The following is a 19192-nucleotide window of genomic DNA, read 5'->3' on the forward strand; positions in this document are numbered from 1 at the left end:
AAGGTTCAAGGTTGGTCGGCAAGGCTAAAACGTTAAACATTGAACCTTAACCATCAAACTCACCAATCAATATTCCTGCTGAATGGGGTGTACCATGAACTCGTCGATGACGACGTGGGCGGGGCGGCTCAGGATGAACAGCATCGACTCGGCCATGTCTTCGCTTTGCAGGTAATGACTTGACGTGGCGTGACCGTGACCTTTAGCGTGGAAATGCGAGTCGACAAGGCCGGAGTAGACGCCCGTTACTTTGATACGGAACGGCCGAACCTCCTTCCGTAACGCACCCATAAACGCTTCCTGCGCGTACTTGCTCGCCGTATACAGCGCGCCCCCCGCAAACGTCCGCTTCGCCACGTCCGACGCCACCACAACGATATGCCCCGACTGCTGCGCTTTCAGCGTGGGCAGGGCAGCTTTGGTCAGCAGGAACGTGCCTTTCACGTTGGTATTCATCAGCTCGTCCCACTCATCGACGGTGATATCCTCCACGTTTTTGAAAACGCCGTAACCCGCGTTGTTGACAACCGCGTCGATCCGGCCGAAGCGGTCAAGGGCAGTTTGCACCACGCGCTGCATATCGACTTCACTCGACACGTCGCCGGGCACAGCGACGATGCGGCCCTGCCCCTCGGCTTCGACCTCTTTCAGTTCGATCACGTTGCGGGCTGTAATCACGACGTTGGCCCCGTTTTGTGCCAGTAGCAAGGCCGTTGCCCGGCCAATCCCGCGCGATGCGCCGGAGATGATGATAACTTTCTCATTCATGGTATAAATGTAGAGACGAGATCCTTCGCGTCTCAGCACGCGCCCGCCAATCCCGCGAAAATTATCGATCTCCTATTCAACTAAGTGCAGAAGCCTGCCAGCACACAATCATCCCGGGGCTGAGACCATCCGGGGGCTGAGACGCGAAGGGTCGCGTCTCTACAAGTTTCTAAAATGCCGGATCATCTCGCTGTAGCTTAGCTTCATCGACAGACCCACGACGGCCTGATGCAGCCGTTTTGTTTTCGTAGGCAACGTTTTGGCGCTTTCGATCCAGTTGCTGAAATACAGTTGATGGCCCGGCGTCAGCGTCTCGAAAAAGGCCAGCGATTCGGGTGCGTCGGTCAGGCAGGTGAGCAGATCGGGCGACAGGCGTGGCGGCTCGTCGTCGCGTTCCAGTTCGACCTGCACGGTGTCGCCCGCTTCTTTGCCGATTCCCTGACGCATCGTCGCGTTGACAGCCATGATAAATGGCGCGGTTGGTTCGTCAGGCTCTTCGTTGGCGGAATCACCCATCGGTACCAGCGCGACCTGCTGAATACCAAACGAGTCCAGCCGACCCTTTACCCGAAACGCTGTTTTCCGTCCCTGACTGAGTACGTCGGTTTGCTCAGGTGGGATGTCGATAAACGTCCAGCCGGTCTTTTCTCCTTTCGCGCCGAATTTGCGGAGCGTTGCTGTAAACGAAATCATCCTAGTGGGCGGGTTGGATGTATCGGTTCAGCGTAGTCTGCAACGATTCCTGAATGGCCTGCACCAGCGTGGGCGGCTGCAAGACAGTCAGGTGTTCGCCGTAAGAACGCAGGTGCATGAGCAAATCGCGGTTGGGTGCCAGCCGCAAGCGGACAACACATTCATTGTCGGTATCGCGCACAACCTCCTGCGTTTGGTGAATGGGTTTAGCCTTCACATACCGCCCAAACAGCGGACTGAACGAGAGCAGAATCTCCTCGACCGGTCCGCTACTATCGGTAATGCCATAGATGTGCTCGAACAGTTCGCTGACGTTTTCCAGTACAACGGGCGGCACATTGCACAGGTCCAGCGAAATATCCAGATCGCTCATGCGGTCGAGGGCGAAGGTGCGTTCCTTACCCGTCGCTTCGTCGTAACCGATTACGTACCAGCTATCGGCCACTTCGCGCAGCAGAATCGGGTGCAGCGTCCGTAATTTTTCGGGCGTCGCGGGCTGGTCTGCTGTGGTTTCGTGTTTTCGGTACCGAAACGTAATCTGCCGATTCTGATTGATCGCCCGAATCAGCACCGGCACGTACTGCCGATTACCGCCCAGCACCCGCTCCTCCACGTACACCACCCGTCGGGCCATCGGCTCCGATTTTACCTCCCGGATAATGTCAAGGCTCTGCCGCACCCGCTGCAACGCGTTCGCCAGTTCGCCCGCTACCGATGCGCCCTGCGTGGCCGTCAGCACCTCGCGGGCGTAGTCGAGAGCTTCCATATCGTCGGGGGAAAGCATGAGCCGGAGGAGCCGAAACTGCGGGTCGGTGTAGTAGTAGCCGTTACGCCGTTTATCGTAGGCGATGGGTGCGTCGTGGTCTTCGCGCAGACGCTGAATGTCTTTCTCCAGCGACGACATCGACCGGATACCGCACTTATCCTGACACACCTCAAACAGCCGCTGCTTGGAAAACTGACGCGGATACCGGCTGATGATCTCGTCGATGATGCGGTAGCGTTGAAACGCTGAGCGGGTTATGGGCATAAGGGTCGGTTTACAGTATTCGGCTTACGGTTTTCTGTGGCCGCCATGACGCGGCCCGTCATACGGTGGTCCGCGTCCCGGTCAGGATGACAGATGGACCAGCCACAAAAATTCAGAAAATATTTTTACCAAAAAAGAAGAACGTAAAAAGGTTACGTTTTGCCGGGTAGAACTTTGTTCTGTCAATTTTAAATAACACTAAAAATGATGACGGCTTATCACACTCCATCCCCGCTGCTTTCCGCTGGTTTTCCACCGGTTGTTCGTTCGAAAGCGTCGGCGCAGGTTAGTGCATCGGTAACGCACCTGATGCGCTGGCAGGAACCGCTGGCGACGCGGCTGCGCTTCCGCCACAGCCTGCCGGGACGAGTAGCCAACCGTTTGCTGAATATCGAACTGGGCCTGTTCCTACTGGCCGAACTGCTGCCGATGGCCCCGGCCGAGGCATTGCCAAATCTGCTCAACGGACAAGGTATCGTGTATCGCGAACGGCCCGTCTGGACACCCCATCAGCACAAAATGCTGAGCCGGGCGCGGATTCTGCTGGCTCCCTACCAGGATCGGGCTGTGTGGTATAGCGCGCTGGGCAAATACGCCACCATGGACAAAAGCCTGCGCCTGTTTACAACCACCGGACGCGGTGGACAGAACCCCGACGCCAGCTCCTACGACCGGCGCGAACGCATCCAGCTCTACGGCTGGGCGTTGGCCTGACGGTAGTTCAAGGTTTGATGTTCAACGTTTAAGGTTATATCCGGGATCATTAAACGTTGAACATTAAACCTTAGACCTTAAACCTTGAACCCCCTGTTGAACAACTAAACAACAAACCTCATGAATACGACCCCATTCACCACCGCCCCCGCTTTCCCGTCTACCCACCCCTCAGCAACCGCCAGCCGCCGACCAGGTTGCCTGTCGGCGCGGCAGTTGCTCGACGTTGAACTGGGCCTGTTTCTGCTGTCGCAGTTGCAGCCGTCGGCGTCGCCCGATACCCTGCCCGTGCTGCTTAGTCAGTGCGCTTCCGTAGCTGACCAAACCGACTGGACACCCCGGCAGCGTAAACTGCTAAACCGGGGGCGCCTGCTGCTCACGCAGTTTCAGCACCACCCGGTTTGGTATGAGTTATTGGATCGGTATGTGGCAGTGTCGAACCCGCTCCGGCACGCCTATGACGTCAGCGCCGACCGTAGCCGGTTCGCCGAGAAAAGCGTCGGTTTCTTCCGCAACCGCACGAGCGTTCTCAGGAGTATCCTGGCGTAGGCACGCTGAACCCGCAAACATCAGAAGGTCACTACTTTCCCAGATGCTTTGCGCAGCTCCAGTCGCGTTTCTCCCTGCTTATCGACATACAATCGAATGCGCGGCTTGCCAGCCTGATCCCGAATAAACACCCCGAACTCTTCCTGCTGATTTCGACCCACAAATAATCGCTCCTGCCCCAGCAACTGCTGTCGCTGCATCTGGTCGATTCCCTGCTGATAAGCCGTTGGATTGTTGAGATTTTTGAGCGAATCGATCCGCTGCATGAGCTGTTCCAGCGTAACCGTGTCGGGCCGCTCCCAAAGTTTTAGCCCGTAGTGCTTCGTTGCCGACCGCCTGGCAAGTTCCTGACTGTATTGCAGCTGCATAATCTGGTCGCTCCGGAACTGATCGACGGAGAATGTCAGACTAGCCTCCTTCTTGTCGCTGTCGTAAATAAGTCCACCGCATTCGTCACCGGCAGAATTGAAAAAGACAAGCCCGGCCGGGCGGTCGCGAGTGGGTAACGGCTTATTATGCATCAGGCCCGGATGTTGCCGGGCCTGATTGCTGATCACCATTTTTAACTGTCCATCTGCTTCAACAATATTGAGCCGTTCGACAGTGATTTCGTCAAACTTTTGCACACCGTACGTTCTGCCAATCAACACAATCAGCAGAACCACGATGGTTACGGTGGCGAGTACGACGTACACTTTCAACCATCGCATCTGTTTCATGACTGTCTGTTCCATAGCGAGTTATCCGTTCTGTTTTCACAAGGTAACCAGAACGGATAACCACTGAGCAGAGACACATATGAAACCGACTGACAGGGCCTGGACAAGTTAAGTGAGTTCAACGGGCTGCGGCTCGCGCGAATTCAGCAGCCCGGCCGGTACGCTCAATTCACCCGTGTGCGGGTCGATCAGGCCGTTGCGTTCGTCTTCGATGTTGGTTGCCTGCGTATAGATGTCGCCCGCGATGGCATGTCGGCGCAACTCCTGCTTGAATTGAGCGATACGTTCGGTCCTGTCTTCCGACTCGTTGGGACCGCCGTAATCGGCAAAGCCGAAGCCACCCCACTCGCTGACGATAAGCGGCACCTGCTTGCGGTAGAAGAAGGGATCGCCAACCACGAGCGAAAACGCAGCCACTCCTTCCAGCTGACCCGCTTCCAGCCGGTTCAGCAAATCGCGCCAGCGGTTCAGGTCAGGCGTATAAAGGTGGGCCGTCAGTAGGTCTGATTTCAGGCGTCCTTCGACCGAAATATGCCGCCAGCCGTCGTTGTCGACAACCAGAAACTGCGGGTACGATAGCTGCATGAAATGGTACATGTCGGTGATGTACTGCCGCGTTTCTTCGCTCACAGCAATATCCTCGGCACCCCAGTCTTCATTGTACAGACTCCAGATGATAACCGACGGGTGCGAACCGATCAGCGCCAGCATACGGAGCAATTCCGCCTTGTGGTTTTGCCGGCTCAGCGCGTTCGACACGTGCGGGCTCGGCACTTCCACCCATAAGAGCATCCCCAGCTGGTCGGCCAAGTTATAGATACGCGGATCGACCCCGGCGATATGCACCCGTACCATGTTGCAGCCCAGCTCCTTCATGGCCCGCATGTGCAGTTGCATTTCCTCAAACGTTGCTGTACCGGGCTGATACAGAATACCGTCCAGGTAAATCGACTCGTTGTTGAGGTAGATGTGCCGTCCCCGCGACTCGATCTTCCGCAGCCCGAAGTGGGTTTCGATCTGAGCGGCATAACCCGTATTGTCGATGAGCTGCGCGACCAGTTTGTAGCGCACCGGCGTTTCGGGCGACCACAGCTGCGCATCGGGAATGTCGAGCGAGACCCGCTGCCGTTTCTGCCCGACGTTCAGGTGCAACGGATAATCCGACGTAGCCATTATCTCCCCGGTTTTGGGCGCTACAACTGTCAGCCGGATCGTGTAGTCTCCGGCATCGTGTACGCGGGTTGTCAGGGTAAATCGAACGAGCCGATCTTCGACCGAACTCACCACCCCCACCCGCGACCGCAGCCGGTTGCGCTCTACACTTTCGAGCCACACGCTACGAACCGCACCGGTGTAGGTCTGGTACCAGATACCACCCCGCTTGTACACGTGCGACTCCTGCTTACCGCGCGGAATAGCTGCGTCCATCGTGTCGGCGATGCGTACCGTCAGCCGGTTTTCGGCCTCCAGCAGTTCATCGGGCAACTCATAGGAAAACGACGTGTATTCGCCCAGGTGAACGTCTTCGTCTTCGATTGTACTGAGCAACTGACCGTTAAGCCACACGCGGGTTTCGTAGCCACAGGCCCCAAACGTAAGCTGGATAATCGACTGGGCCACAGACGCGCTCCGGTCCGGCAACGTAAACGTCCGCTCGTACCAGGCCACCACTTTATCGCGCCAGCCCTCGGGCGACTGAGCACCCCGTGCCTGCGCCATGTGTTCTTCGATCGACCCCGGCCACTGCACGGTGCCGTCGAATGTATGTTGGTTGTTCCACTGCTCAGACAAACCCCGGTCGTCGGGGTCGAGTGAGAATTGCCAGTCGCCGTCGAGCAACAGATAGTTGTTGGGTCTCAGTACAGCGCGGGGCAGTTGATTGATTGGTTCAGCATAGCCGCCGGTATCGGGTCGGCTCGACGATAAACTCGTGTTGGTTTGTTTGACTTCCATGACGGTGGTTTAGGTAAAAGGATTACAACAGTCTTGGCAATAATGCCGCCAAACCGCTGTAGTGCTCTACCCCCATAACGTACTAACCGCCACTTTTGTCCTGTTTTTTTCAAAATGATACTATTCGAGGTACCTCGCTATTAGCCCCAACAGAGTAGTGCTTAGTAATACTGAGAGTTCTACTGTGCCTAAACGAACACGTTCGAATAACTGGATATGCTACACTATCGCGTATTTATAATAATTCTCTCAAGGATATGGTTGACTATAATTTTGAATCAAATATATAAGATATTTAAAATTTCATGTCTCTCATTTTTAAGTATTGATTTTATTGGTTTCAACTGAATAATGAGAGTGGCTTTTATCGAAATCGTATGGATCAGCATCTACCCGATTCAACGACTGTGAATAATGTTTTTCAAGCCAATGAATCATGCAAGATACCTCATCTAAAGGGAACGTTCTGTGACCTATTTTGTTTTTGTAACCAATTTCGGAAAGTAGATGGTTTGGCACCAAGGGAGCAGAATTTCCAAAATAATAGAAATGTTCAGAAATAAGGACTTTATCAGATCCTGTATCTCTATTCAAATTATACTTGTTAGTTGAGCCATCTTCATAACTATGATGAGAGTACGATTGCTCCCATATATTATTGTGGTTCTGGTGATATATATTGTCTCCAACTAACATTTGTTGACTCCCATTTTGAACAGGTTTTTTGTCATTAAAAACAGGGTCATTCCAGTATTGGTTAAAGGTCAATTTCTGAGTAACACGCATTGCAAATATACATTTGCCCGTAGCTTTGAGTGTACTTCCACCAAAGCCAATTACCCAATCTCCTGTAGTTGCCACATTTCTAATCTTAGGTTTACAAGTTGCTAAAGTACAGTACCCATGAAATGGGTTTGGAGCAAATCCTAAATCACGAGCTACTACATACATATAGACCTTTGCCATACATCGTGCTTTAACAATCCGACGATTTAGGAGTGTACATTCGAGGACTTTGCGATCCATCTGGAGATTGAAATGTATTAGCCCCATCTAAAGCATTTTGGATACTATCAGTGTTCCAGCCAACGATTGCAGAAGCATGCTTCTTCAAAGCAGCAGGAATATCAGCTTCCGTGCCTCCACGCAGATAAACTCCTACTATCCTTTTGCCTTGACTTTTAGCCTCTTCAATTTCCCAATTGACCCATGGCCTACTGTGAGTATCTTTTCCAATCAACACAACAACTTTTCCTGACCAGGAAATTTTTCTACGAAGATAACGCCTGATAACTTCATCACTCACTCTCTTCTCCTTCAAACGTTTTTGATTCTCAGATTTCAGTTGACGCCACGAACTGTTCCTTATGTCATCCCCCCGTTTGTTAAGAAGAGACGAAATATTGTCAACATGCACGTCATCTTTATGATGATGGCTTATGAAAACATGCCTACGTTTACCTTCGCTTGCCATGACTCTTTAAGTTTATCGTTAATGTTCCATTTGGGAGGAAAAAAGAGAGAAATAGATCCTCTAGAAAGGACGTATTTCTGCTTAATTCTGGTTCGCCCAGAGGGACCATTTAATTCGGGACGAGTAATTCTTAAATACTTATCAACTTCGCAAAATAGATTTTGGCAATCAATGAGTTGCAATTTCCGTCCCCAGAGGTTGGGGAGATCTATATTTAGACGAATACACTCCTCCTCTTGCGTATCAGCCATTAATTTAATAACATCTTCATAGGAATAACCACCGAGATGTTCAAAACATTTCATTATCCCACTTTTTGCACCCGGTCCAGCTACAACAAAATCCATTTCTGAGAAGTTGGTCATGGTACTGTAATTTAAATCTATTGCATATTGAAATGCTAAAAAACTACCAAGAGAAGGATAAGAAAGCAAAATTTCATACACTTTTTGCAAACTTCTAGCATCGCTTATAATATCATACACCTTGTCTTTGATCATTTTTTCTATGAGAGCAAGATGGTTTGTATGCTTAAACTTATACCCAAATACTCTACCAGCTGATGGCATAATATAGGCAGCTGAATATATCGTTTTACCACTTGCCATCCTAAATGTTAATAAATCATTGTATTTTGACAAATCAAAAGTTGAAAGAGATATTTTACCAAGTTCTTTTTCTAAGTATTGATAGGTTTCAATTTTATTGAAAATTTTAAACAAAATCGTTTTAAAAAAAATTTGCTCTATCCTATCCTCTCCATACTGCAAATTGATTAAAAATTGACTTACTCTATCAGAAGCCCTAAAGACATTTGTAAATCGATTGTCTCTTATAGCTGGCTCGTCGGTCCAAGGACCATGAGTATTGTTTAGCCGTTTCGTAAAAACATCGTAACGTTTAGCAGCAAAATGCCAATAGCAGCTATATGCAACAGATTTTTTTGGTTCCGGTATTTTTGTGAAATGTGTAATCATAAAATACTTAAACAATGGTTGGGTAATTATGCAGGCTGACACTTGCCAATGTACTGTAACTGTCTTTCTTTGGGAGATACTAAAACTCTTCCTCCTTTATTCTCAACAACTTGATGAAAGACTTTATATGAATCGACAATTGTTCTCTCCCATTGATATGACGTCACAGTAGACACCTCAAGATCAACCACTAACTGTTTTATACTATTGAGTAACTCGGTATCCAATCGATCACTTGAACGAAGCATTTTATTGCCTTTAGCATAATTGTAAACAATTAAAGTTACTGCCTCTTCGGCTACTTGTGGCCTTCCTCTGTCTTCTGCGTCTAGAGCGATGGGATCACTTTTACGCTTCAGCTTCATCAAATGCCTAAGCACAGGAGACCATCCTAAGAATGCAACATGCCCTAGATGAAAAACATCGTGGTATCTATAATCATTGGGTTCACGAGAGTTGTCTGTCAATGGATCACCCAGTTCAATCTGTTGTCCATTGACTTCATTCTCCCAAACCATTTTAACAGTCAGAAAGTGTTCTCCAAGCTCTTCAATAAAATTGATAATGAATGAGTCTGGAAATTGCTCATCATATTTCTCATCATATCTTGGTATTTCAAGTAGATCGAGTTTTCTATATCGATCATTTGTTTTTAGTAAATTTTGTACAGCTACTTCTTCAAGAGAGAAACCATAGTGAGATGCAATTGAGGAAACATACCACAACACATCGCCTAACTCTTCTTTAAGACGTGTCTCAAAACTGCCAAATCCATCCCCATCTCGAATTAGCTTCTTAAGCGTCGTTAACACAGACCCTGCTTCACCAGCCAAGCCCAAATATCCCATAAAAAAGTTTTTCTGATCTGTCGACTTGTATTCTTGTATCGTATCACTTGTCTTTTCTTGATACTCGTTCAACGTCATAGTTGTGCGGATTAAACGTTCAGCTAAAAAATTATTTAAATGAGATCAGACGTCTGAATAATGAGAAGTAAGAATATTCATCATTCAGACTTTCAGGCAAACTTTCTCTGTTTCTTTCATACAAAACCCGCGCTGCGGCCCCTGTGGATGCTATCGGAAAAGCTGAAGTATCAGGGTGATATTTTTTGAACAAATAAAATTCATCTTCTACCCCTTTCATACCTCCAATAAAAACAGCCGCTTTATATGAATGGTTTGAAAGCATTTCACCTCGCATTATTTCCAAGCTCTCATCTCGAGTATCCCTTTTTTGAATCAGATTAATTTGCTCAAATACTTTATTGTCTATTGGAAAATCCTTTTCGAAAAAACTGGACTGATACAAAATAATTTTTTCTTGCACACTCACACCAATACTTTCTGCAACTACCCTAATCATCGGTGTGATTGCGGGATGCCCTCCCCAAATCAGAGTTGTTTGAGGAAGTATATATGTCGCCAAAGCTATTACGGCTTCACGAATAGCCGTAACGTCAGCTGTTTGATGATAGACAGCATTTTGTTTAGGATCGGGAACGCTTGCTGATAAGAATATAGCGTCTTTCATAGTGTATTCAGCCATAATTCTGCGTTGAAGACTTTTACCGATTTTACAGGAAGGTGGTTATCCAGCCAATCCAAATGTTTACGCCATTTATCACGAAGCATGACATGGTCGTACAACAAGTAGGCGTCCGAGATAGATTTGTCGCGTATTGCTTCGAAAAGCTCTGCTATCTCTTGATACCGTAGTGCTTCGGGAATTCCAACTGTCGGAATAACTGCCACGTATTTACCATTTTTCTTTATTATGGCATACCGCTCAGGCTGTACGGTTAACTCTATGCCTAAATCTTCCGCTATTTTCCCAACAGTACCTACTAATTTTGTATAACGCGAGGCTAATGACCTAGCCCTCAAATTTTCCACATTTTTACCGATTACCTGAATACAACTATCGGTCAATATATTCTTTTCACCATTATTTGATACAGCAAAATCGCTGTCTTCTAAATAATATTTTTCACAAAGCGATGATTTAGGATCGGGAGTATGTCCTGGCCATATCAGCTGTAAAATACCGATTGACATAGCTGACGTATTAGCCAGTTCATCCCTCGTCCATCTGCTCTCTAGAAAGCCTGGCGTATCTAGCAGAACAACGACGTCGGTATCGCTCAAACGATGCCACAATACTTCCTGAAAAGGTTCGCCAGGTCTGATACTAATTGTATCAATAAATACGTCAAAGCCGTTACGGTGTAGATACTCATACAACTGAATAGCTACTGCAGATGACTCTTGACGCCTGTAACTTATAAACAGCTTACGAGTCCTCCTGAGAAGATTCAACGTTTCAAGAACAGCATTTGATACTGCACTGATCCCTCCATTTCTTTCACTTAGTAGACTTCCATTTATAGGATGTAAAGATGGAGGAGTAAGTTGAGAGTATAGAGTTAAATCCATTACAACTGGAATAACAATAACTTCGTCTTTTACTAGGCAATTTACAGTCTCTATATCTTCGTCGGATAAATTATCAGAGCCGAAAAATACACAGACAGTAGGATATTTTCTCGACCGAGATTTTACATTACTAGCGTCAAGAAAAGCGACGTGATCATCTAAATCTAATCCTATATCTCTAATTTTTTCGACTATATCATAGCGCAATTCTTCCTTTTTACCATCGCCCAGCAGTACAATTTGATAAGCCGCAGCCATACCTAACATGTTTAGAATTTGTGCCCTTGTTGAGAGCACAAAATATGATTTATTATTGTGTTAAAGTCAGTATTTGTTTTATTATGCAAACATTTCCACCACCGCAAATTGCAAATCCGGTACGACGGGGGCGGCCGAAATAACGTACTGCTCTTTGTAGGCTTTCGATTCATCGGGCGAGGTGTAGGCAAAAATTTTCTGCCGCTTTGGAACAATGTACCAGACGAGTTGAGTGCCGCCGTCGAAGTAGTCCTGAAGCTTATCCAGCACGTCCTCATACGATTCCGAATCGGAGAGAATCTCGATAGCGAACAGGGTGTTGACACGCTCACCCCGCCGAATCGCCTGTTTTTGCTCAACCGTGATGTATGTTAGGTCGGGAATTCGTTTGCGGGAGCCATCCACATACGAGTCAGCTTCGGGTAATAATGCGTCTCCCTGCTGAAAGGCGCTGGTTTTGACAAATTGCCGGATTAGATAATCAGCGATAAAAATTTCGTTCTGTTTCATGGCGGGTTTGGGGATGATACGCCCGCGCACAAATTCATAGCTTCCCTCGTGGGGATGCTCCCGTTCCCAGGCGTCAAACTCATCGACAGTTTGCAGGTGGGTTGGTAATTCAGGACTGACTAGCGTGGCAATCATAGCGGTATGCGGTTGAACTGACAATATCGAAGATACGACATTTACCGGGTAATCGGTACTCACCCCAGTAGTGCCATCTGCACCAGATACACCCCCGCACCGGCGAGGTAGCCGAGGAGAGCAACTCGCTGTTTTTATGCGAAACCCGGTTGGCCTGCCAGAAGCGGTCGTGGTTCATCAATCACGTGCCAGATGACAACAAAGTCGACACAATCAACGAAGTCTTTATCCTGAGCGATCTTATCCTACAGTATGGTAAGGCTATTTCTGTGTTGCCTGTATCAGCGCAACGGTACAGGAATTCACTCATGCCAGTTTATCAGGCCGCGCGCCGTGAGGGTATTCACGTATGAACGAATCGATTCAGACACACCTCGACTACATCGAGCGTGCTCTTGATTCGGCAAATACGTTGAATATGTTGCTATTTGATCAATTGATCGATTTCGGTTTTTAGCGCGGGCAGATTTTCGATAATTACGCTCTAGACAAGAACATCATCAACCGCATCGTAGGCATGGATTACCCGATTACGCAGGTCAACAATTCGCCGGGCATTGGTAATTGACACAGTGCTATCAGTCTTTAGAATCCGGCTCATGGCCTCTCCAATGATTTCGAGTTCCCGTTCGACAGACAGCCCGCCGGATGGTGATGTTCGTCTGATACACCGCAAAATCACGCGCTCAAGTGAATGTCGATGTTGTCAACCGCTTCGCGTATGTCAACCAGCCATTTGCGCACTTCTTCACTCATAAATTGGCGTTTTGGTACGCTCTAATGCAGCAACGAAATGAGGGTTGTGCAACGACCGTTCAGTAACCAAATCGACCGGGCGTTGCAGTATCTCTTCCAGCGCATCGGCAATCGCAAAATAATTCTCTCCGTACTGTACCGGGTCCAGCGACTCGTCGAAGGCGATCAATATATCAACGTCGCTTACTTCGCTGAATCGTTCTGTACAAACTGAGCCAAACGCGTATGCTCGTGTCACACCGTTTTAACGCAGAATTTGGGTAACCGCAGGTAGTTTATCCGATAAAATTGAATTGAGCATATGTCTCGGATTTTTCGTAAGTATATCAAAAACCAGACAATGCCCATACTTTTTGTAGCGCAACGGCGGCTCTTTTACACCGATAATCTAGTCTAAACCAAATTACCCCAGTAGCGCGGTCTGGGCCAGGTACACGCCCGCACCGGCGAGGTAGCCGAGGAGGGCAAGCCAACTGATACGACGCAGGTACCAGCCGAACGCGATCTTTTCCAGCCCCATCACGGCGACACCGGCGGCTGAGCCAATCACCAACAGACTTCCACCCGTACCGGCGCAATAAGCCAGAAACGACCAGAGCGGACTGTCGGCAGGAAAAGTCGTCAGGTCGTACATGCCCATGGCTGCGGCTACGATGGGCACATTGTCGACGACGGCCGACGCGACGCCGATCAGCAGCACGATCAGACTGGTGTTACCGACGGCTCTGTCCAGCGACCCGGCCAGACCCCGCAGAAACCCCGTCGATTCGAGCGAACCGACGGCCAGCAGGATACCCAGAAAGAACAGGATGCTCGGCGTGTCGATGCGGCTGAGGGCGTAGGAAGCCGTCAGTTTCCGGCGTTCGGCTTCGTCTTTGTCCTTATGAATAACCTCCGACGCCACCCAGATCGCGCCCAGCACGAGCATCATGCCCATGTACGGCGGCAGGTGGGTAAACGTCTTGAAAATCGGTACGTAGAGCATCCCGCCCAGGCCAATCGCCAGCATGGTACGGCGGTCGCGCCGGGCGATAGGTGTGATGTATGGTCGGCTGACGCCCCGGTTGGCGCGGGTCTGCACCGACTGCTCATCGGCTTTGTATTGGTAGGTCAGGACCGTCAGCGGGACGAGCAGGGCGGCCAGACTCGGCAACAGCAACGATTTAATGATCGACAGCGAACTGATTTGACCGCCGATCCAGAGCATGGTCGTTGTGACGTCACCGATGGGCGACCAGGCACCGCCCGCGTTGGCTGCGACGATCACCATCCCGGCCATCGTCAGTCGCTGTTCGGCGTTACTGACCAGTTTGCGCAGCACCGACACCATCACAATCGCGGTGGTCAGGTTGTCGAGCAGGGCCGATAGGAAGAATGTGAGCAGGCATATAATCCAGAGCAGCGTACGCGTGTTGCGGCTGGCGATGCGGTCGGTGATGAGCGAGAAGCCGTCATGCGCGTCGATCAGTTCAACGACAGTCATAGCCGCCATCAGAAAGAATAGTATCTCGGCGATGTCGGCCAGATGGTCGCGCAGGTGCTCGACAACGGGTTCGATCTGCGGGGCCATAAGCGCGTAAATCGCCCAGCAGACAACGCCCGTGATAAGGGCCGTGGCCGTTTTATTCAGGTTGATAGTGTGTTCCAGCGCGATCAGTCCGTAGCCAATCCCGAAAACAAGCAGTAACGCAAGGGTCATGTATAGCGAACCTGACTGTATGTTCAAGGGTTCAGGTTCAACGTTCAATGTTGAGGCCGGTGGGGACGAATTTTGCCTCAACCGGGTTTTGTGTGAAGAGCCTTTAACGTTAAACTCCAAACGTTAAACCTTAAACCCAATGGCCCGCTCCCGCTTCATTGTCCAGATATCGAAACTTGGTCCCGATGGGATGGCGCTGTTCCCGTTCATTCTGGTTCGTCAGCCAAACCCCGGCCCGATTCTGGTCAACCACGAGCGGATTCATTTGCGGCAACAGGCCGAAATGGGTGTACTCCCCTTCTATCTGTGGTACCTGACCGAGTACGTTATCCGCCGGGTTCAGTACCGCGACCATTACGAAGCCTACCGGAATATCAGCTTCGAACGCGAAGCCTTCGCCAACGAAACCAACCTCACCTACCTCCGCACCCGGCGCTGGTGGAAGTTTTTATATTACGTTTAACGTTTGAGGTTTAATGTTTAAAGTTGGCTGGCGCGCGTGGCCTAGACTGGTTGCATAGCCTGGACGCCCACGTCCGGGTGCCCGTCAGGGCAACTACGCCAGGCGGCAGCTTTGTTGGTCGCTACGCGTCCACCCGGACGTGGACCGGTCCGCCGGTGCGGTCCAGGCTACAGTGACGCGCCAGCAACGTTAAACCTTGAACATTAAACGTTAAACTACGAACCACTCCTCCCCTTGTAGCCCAGCAACCCAACGGTCATGATCAGGGATGACAGGACGACGACCAGCATGGGGATGCCTTCGCGGAAACCGAGCAGGCGTAGACTGGGCGGGATATTGAGGTATAGCAGAATCGTAATCAGACCGCGCGGGGCAATCCAGAGCATCGGGTTTGAGCGGCCCCGATAGGTTAGCCGGAGCGTCACCCACCGCCAGCCAATCACGACCAGCATAATCAGCACGCTGACAATCGTGGCGTCGATGTCGATCAGTTGGGCGGGTACGGCGGCATAGCCGAAAATCAAAAAGAAGAACGTACGGACGACGAACGACCCTTCAGCCGCCAGATTCTTTAGCTGGTCAAGCTCTTTCTCGAACAGATCGTTTTTCAGAATCAGGCTGAGCCGTCCCCGGATAAATAGCTCTGTATTATTCAGAAACAGGCCAAACACCAGAATCAGCAGCAGTGACGATAGCTGATTCATTTCGGCGATAGCGTAGACCAGAAACAGCACCGAAATAATGGGCAGGAACTTGATGCGGTGGTTGATCCGTCCGATCAGATACAGCAGCAGGAAACAGCAGATCAGCGACAGCAGGGCCATGATCAGCGTGTCGCGCAGAAACGACCAGATAGCCCCCAGCACCGACTCCTGACCCAGCAACAGGAAGTTATACGCCAGTACACCCAGCGTTGCCGCAAAGGCCGACTCGTAGACCATGAACTCCCGCTGATTCCCGGTTAGGTTCATCGTTGTCGACACAACCACCGAACTGCTCAGAATCGAAAACGGCAGGGCGGTAACCAGGCAGTGGAAAAACGAATCGTTGAGTAGCAGGTAGAACATCCCCGCGATCAACACCGTCGCCCCCGCCACCGACAGCAGCGACGCCAGTAGCGTCCGGCGTACGATATCAAACTTGTCGGATTCCAGTTCCAGATCGAGCGCGCCCTCCAGCACGATCAGAATCAGGCCCAGCGTGCCCAGCGTCGGCAAAATCGTATCGACGTACGGCACCGTGACACCGATGTAGGTCGTCACTTGCCGGGCCAGTACGCCCATTAGTAACAGCAACAGTACCGACGGAATCTGGAAACGACTACTGAACAGGTCGAAGCCGTACGAAATCAGCACCGACAGACTCAGTACAATAATCAGGGTAGAGGAATCCATAGGCAGTTTCCGGCTTACGGTTTACGGTTTGCAGTGCGTTCCAGCGAAGAAATCCCCTCCCGGATGAATGCCGCGAACCGAAGACCGTTTACTGTAAACCTATTTTCGGGCGTAGTAATAGAGATTCACCGACGACGCATTGGCGCGTTCGCTGAGGGTAAAATAACCGGATGCGTCGCGGTTGAAGCAGACGGCTTCCCCCTGTGGTTCAACGCGGTACGGCAGCGAACGGCTACTGCCCCGCTGTAGCGCATCGGCAATCGATTGCCCACTGTCGCGTTTCCAGTAGCGAATCTCGGTGTACGTCCGGACCATAATTTCGCTGCCGTCGGGTGAGATGGCCGCTCCGGTAACGAACGTCATGTTCATCGTCCCGAGTAACTCAGCAACGGCAACTTCGTTGATGTTTTGCGGATAAGCAATGCGGTACAGATGCACGTTTGGTTCCCGTTTCGAGATAATGTAGATGTCCCGCGTGGCCGGGTCAACGAACATGGCTTCGGCATCACGCGGGCCGTCGGGGTAGCGGAAATTGATCCGCTCGACCTGCGTAACCGTTGTATTGAGCGCCGTCGGTTCGGGGAAACGGTAAATCTGAAGAATAGGCGTGTTGCCGTTGTTATCGCCAATATCGCCCATGTAGATGTAGTTGACGCCCGCCGTTGGGCCGGGGCCAATGGTCATTTCTTCCCAGTCGCGGTTTGTGGCGCTAATGGCGACTTTCCCTTTGATCTTACCATCGTAACCCAGCAGGGTCATCGCAGCTGCATTGCCACCGTCTTCCTCCACCCACAAGTTACCGGGCAGACTACGGCTGTCGGCGATCCCCGACGCTTCGTCGATCTGACCGGGCGTAATCGGTACGGACGTTGGGTCAGCAAACTGGACCTGATCGACGCCCGGTATCTCAAGTTTGCAGGCAACCAGTATTGATAAAGTAAGTATGAGAACGAGAAAGCGCATGAATGGAGTTAATTGTATTCGATTGCCAAAGTAACGAAATCGGGGGCGCAAAGTAACGTTAATCTACCCTGCGTGCGTCGGCCCTCACCTGCTCAACAGTAGCGTGTGGCGTACTAACCGACCTCGGCACATCAGCTTGTAAACGCAAATTGCCCTATGACTGATACAAAACCAGTCGTCGGGCAATTTTGATTAACGAATTGATTTATTGCGCCAGCCAGCCCCCCGTAAAGCCAGCCTTGACTAGTCCCCGCCGGATGTGCGGATTCTTCTGCATCAGTTTCCAGACGAAGCCCGACCGCAGGTTTTCAGCCATCAACAGAATCGGCCCCTGATCGATACCCAGGTAATCGACATCGAACCAGCCCAATGTGGTCGGGCCGTTGGCAACGCGGGCCGGGTAGCGGTATGTTGGGTTGAACGCATCACGAAAACCGTACTCACCGTAGAGTTTTGGGCCGTATTTCGTTTTCATAGCTCGCAGGGCAGGTACACAGATTTCGGGGGCAAACGCCATCGAACCGCCAGCCGCCGTCGGTGCAATCGTGCCGTCGTCCACAATCTGTGTACTGGCAGCACCCCGCGCCCGGTACGAGAAAAACTGACGCCCGTTAACCAGCGTATCGCTCGGTCCGTCGCAGGCGGTCAGGCCCCAGATCGTCGGGCCGTAGTCCTGCCATTTGCCCGGATTGGCCATGCAGTAAGCGCGGTTGGCGTAGGTGGCCCGGCGCGAATTCTCAAAATAATCAATGCCTTTGCCGCGCATGTATTCGTCTTTGATCCCCCGGAAATCGATCCAGACGTGCGAATACTGGTGGCCAAACAGCGGGTCGAAATTCACGTGCGTTTGCTCGTAAAACGTAGCCCACGGGTACGACTTTGTCCAGGCGGGCCACACGTCCGTACCGACGGCGTGGGTAGGCGAACCCAGCGCCAGCACGTAGAGCAGCATCGCTTCGTTATAGCCCGTCCAGTCACTTTTGATGAAGCCCGACTCCGGGTGCCAGCCCATCGACACAAATGGTTTGTTGTTCTGAATCCACGTCCAGTCGACGCGGCCGTAGATCTGATCGGCCAGTTGGCGGATTTCGGTTTCTGTCGCGTTGGTCTGGTCGAAATAGCTCTGTGCACTCAGGATACCACCCAGCAGTAGCGCCGTATCAATCGTCGACAGTTCGACGGTTTTGAAGCGCTCACCAGTTTTCATATCCAGGAAGTGGTAGAAAAAGCCTTTGTACCCCGCCACGCCCGTCGCCTTGTCGGACTGGGGTGCAGTGGCGAAAAAGCGGAGCGTATTCAAGGTCCGTTCGGCCGCCTGTGCCCGTGTGATATAGCCCCGCTCGACGCCCACCAGATACGAGGTCAGGCCGAAGCCCACGGCCGCAATACTAGCGAACGAGCTCGACGGTGCCCGGTCGGGAACCAGGCCGTTAGCCGGGTTGGTCGTTTCCCAGAAATACCGGAAGGTATCACGTTGCAGGCTATCCAGGAACGTCTGATCCGTCGCCGACAGCGTAAACCCGGCTTGTGCTGGTGCGACAGCCTGTTGTCTGGACTGACAACCGCCGATCGTCAGGCTCGCGCACAACAGTGCTATGGTCAATAGATACCTCATAGGCTGAAAATTAACAATCAACACAAAGGCACGGAGAACGCAGAGAGCACTACGCAAACCCGGTTAATGCGTTGTGTTCTCCGTGCC

21 protein-coding genes are annotated in these 19192 nt (G+C 50.9%); 3 read left to right on the top strand and 18 right to left on the bottom strand.

What is annotated here, in order from left to right; translation table 11 throughout:
• Window positions 1-66 precede the first annotated feature (66 nt).
• From HH216_RS23975 to HH216_RS23985, 3 genes are all read right to left on the bottom strand, one after another.
• Window positions 67-768, bottom strand: a complete 702-nt coding sequence (locus HH216_RS23975) for an SDR family oxidoreductase (RefSeq protein WP_169553160.1) — start codon at window positions 766-768, stop codon at window positions 67-69.
• A gap of 159 nt (window positions 769-927) precedes the next feature.
• Window positions 928-1461, bottom strand: a complete 534-nt coding sequence (locus HH216_RS23980; RefSeq protein WP_169553161.1) for a YdeI/OmpD-associated family protein — start codon at window positions 1459-1461, stop codon at window positions 928-930.
• Window position 1462: 1 nt separating this feature from the next.
• Window positions 1463-2491 carry a helix-turn-helix transcriptional regulator gene (locus HH216_RS23985; protein ID WP_169553162.1) on the bottom strand — a complete coding sequence of 343 codons (1029 nt, stop codon included), beginning with the start codon at window positions 2489-2491 and terminating at the stop codon, window positions 1463-1465.
• Window positions 2492-2695: 204 nt separating this feature from the next.
• Here HH216_RS23985 and HH216_RS23990 point away from each other — a divergent pair, with 204 nt between their 5' ends.
• On the top strand, window positions 2696-3205 hold the full coding sequence (locus tag HH216_RS23990) for a pPIWI_RE_Z domain-containing protein (RefSeq protein ID WP_332871438.1): 510 nt from the start codon (window positions 2696-2698) through the stop codon (window positions 3203-3205).
• Window positions 3206-3325: 120 nt separating this feature from the next.
• Window positions 3326-3754, top strand: a complete 429-nt coding sequence (locus HH216_RS23995) for a pPIWI_RE_Z domain-containing protein (protein WP_169553163.1) — start codon at window positions 3326-3328, stop codon at window positions 3752-3754.
• Between the two features lie 20 nt (window positions 3755-3774).
• On the opposite strand, the gene HH216_RS24000 is transcribed toward HH216_RS23995, so the two are convergent.
• The 12 genes from HH216_RS24000 to nhaD all read right to left on the bottom strand — a co-directional run bounded on the left by HH216_RS24000 (window position 3775) and on the right by nhaD (window position 14670).
• Entirely contained in the window at window positions 3775-4488 is a 714-nt protein-coding gene (locus tag HH216_RS24000; protein WP_169553164.1) for a hypothetical protein, read from the bottom strand.
• Window positions 4489-4581: 93 nt separating this feature from the next.
• On the bottom strand, window positions 4582-6426 hold the full coding sequence (locus HH216_RS24005) for a glycoside hydrolase family 2 protein (RefSeq protein WP_169553165.1): 1845 nt from the start codon (window positions 6424-6426) through the stop codon (window positions 4582-4584).
• A 318-nt stretch (window positions 6427-6744) separates the two neighbouring features.
• Entirely contained in the window at window positions 6745-7392 is a 648-nt protein-coding gene (locus HH216_RS24010) for an Nmad2 family putative nucleotide modification protein (RefSeq protein WP_169553166.1), read from the bottom strand.
• Between the two features lie 10 nt (window positions 7393-7402).
• Entirely contained in the window at window positions 7403-7900 is a 498-nt protein-coding gene (locus HH216_RS24015; protein ID WP_169553167.1) for a TIR domain-containing protein, read from the bottom strand.
• Window positions 7864-8877, bottom strand: a complete 1014-nt coding sequence (locus HH216_RS24020) for a nucleotide kinase domain-containing protein (RefSeq protein WP_169553168.1) — start codon at window positions 8875-8877, stop codon at window positions 7864-7866. The genes HH216_RS24015 and HH216_RS24020 overlap by 37 nt, the downstream gene beginning before the upstream one ends.
• Before the next feature lie 26 nt (window positions 8878-8903).
• A complete protein-coding gene (locus HH216_RS24025; protein ID WP_169553169.1) occupies window positions 8904-9803 on the bottom strand; it encodes a nucleoside triphosphate pyrophosphohydrolase family protein in 900 nt (299 codons plus the stop codon).
• A 31-nt stretch (window positions 9804-9834) separates the two neighbouring features.
• Window positions 9835-10410 (bottom strand): SLOG domain-containing protein, encoded by a 576-nt coding sequence (locus tag HH216_RS24030; protein ID WP_217371884.1) that lies wholly within the window; start codon window positions 10408-10410, stop codon window positions 9835-9837.
• Window positions 10407-11570 carry a toll/interleukin-1 receptor domain-containing protein gene (locus tag HH216_RS24035; RefSeq protein ID WP_169553171.1) on the bottom strand — a complete coding sequence of 388 codons (1164 nt, stop codon included), beginning with the start codon at window positions 11568-11570 and terminating at the stop codon, window positions 10407-10409. Before HH216_RS24035 ends, HH216_RS24030 begins: the two co-directional genes overlap by 4 nt.
• A gap of 81 nt (window positions 11571-11651) precedes the next feature.
• Window positions 11652-12215: a Uma2 family endonuclease gene (locus HH216_RS24040; RefSeq protein WP_169553172.1), complete on the bottom strand. Its 564-nt coding sequence runs from the start codon at window positions 12213-12215 to the stop codon at window positions 11652-11654.
• A 484-nt stretch (window positions 12216-12699) separates the two neighbouring features.
• Window positions 12700-12816 carry a DUF86 domain-containing protein gene (locus HH216_RS26355; protein ID WP_254448602.1) on the bottom strand — a complete coding sequence of 39 codons (117 nt, stop codon included), beginning with the start codon at window positions 12814-12816 and terminating at the stop codon, window positions 12700-12702.
• Between the two features lie 147 nt (window positions 12817-12963).
• A complete protein-coding gene (locus tag HH216_RS26980) occupies window positions 12964-13209 on the bottom strand; it encodes a nucleotidyltransferase family protein (protein WP_169553173.1) in 246 nt (81 codons plus the stop codon).
• 165 nt (window positions 13210-13374) lie between these two features.
• On the bottom strand, window positions 13375-14670 hold the full coding sequence (nhaD, locus tag HH216_RS24055) for a sodium:proton antiporter NhaD (protein ID WP_169553174.1): 1296 nt from the start codon (window positions 14668-14670) through the stop codon (window positions 13375-13377).
• A 139-nt stretch (window positions 14671-14809) separates the two neighbouring features.
• Here nhaD and HH216_RS24060 point away from each other — a divergent pair, with 139 nt between their 5' ends.
• Window positions 14810-15133 carry a hypothetical protein gene (locus tag HH216_RS24060; protein WP_169553175.1) on the top strand — a complete coding sequence of 108 codons (324 nt, stop codon included), beginning with the start codon at window positions 14810-14812 and terminating at the stop codon, window positions 15131-15133.
• Between the two features lie 215 nt (window positions 15134-15348).
• Here the strand turns inward: HH216_RS24060 and HH216_RS24065 are convergent, their stop codons facing one another.
• The 3 genes from HH216_RS24065 to HH216_RS24075 all read right to left on the bottom strand — a co-directional run bounded on the left by HH216_RS24065 (window position 15349) and on the right by HH216_RS24075 (window position 19105).
• On the bottom strand, window positions 15349-16527 hold the full coding sequence (locus tag HH216_RS24065; protein ID WP_169553176.1) for a cation:proton antiporter: 1179 nt from the start codon (window positions 16525-16527) through the stop codon (window positions 15349-15351).
• A gap of 99 nt (window positions 16528-16626) precedes the next feature.
• Window positions 16627-17490: a PE-PGRS family protein gene (locus HH216_RS24070; protein ID WP_169553177.1), complete on the bottom strand. Its 864-nt coding sequence runs from the start codon at window positions 17488-17490 to the stop codon at window positions 16627-16629.
• 205 nt (window positions 17491-17695) lie between these two features.
• Window positions 17696-19105: a glucoamylase family protein gene (locus tag HH216_RS24075; RefSeq protein ID WP_169553178.1), complete on the bottom strand. Its 1410-nt coding sequence runs from the start codon at window positions 19103-19105 to the stop codon at window positions 17696-17698.
• Window positions 19106-19192: the final 87 nt, after the last annotated feature.

Origin of the sequence: Spirosoma rhododendri, assembly GCF_012849055.1 — a bacterium.
Lineage (GTDB): Bacteria > Bacteroidota > Bacteroidia > Cytophagales > Spirosomataceae > Spirosoma > Spirosoma rhododendri.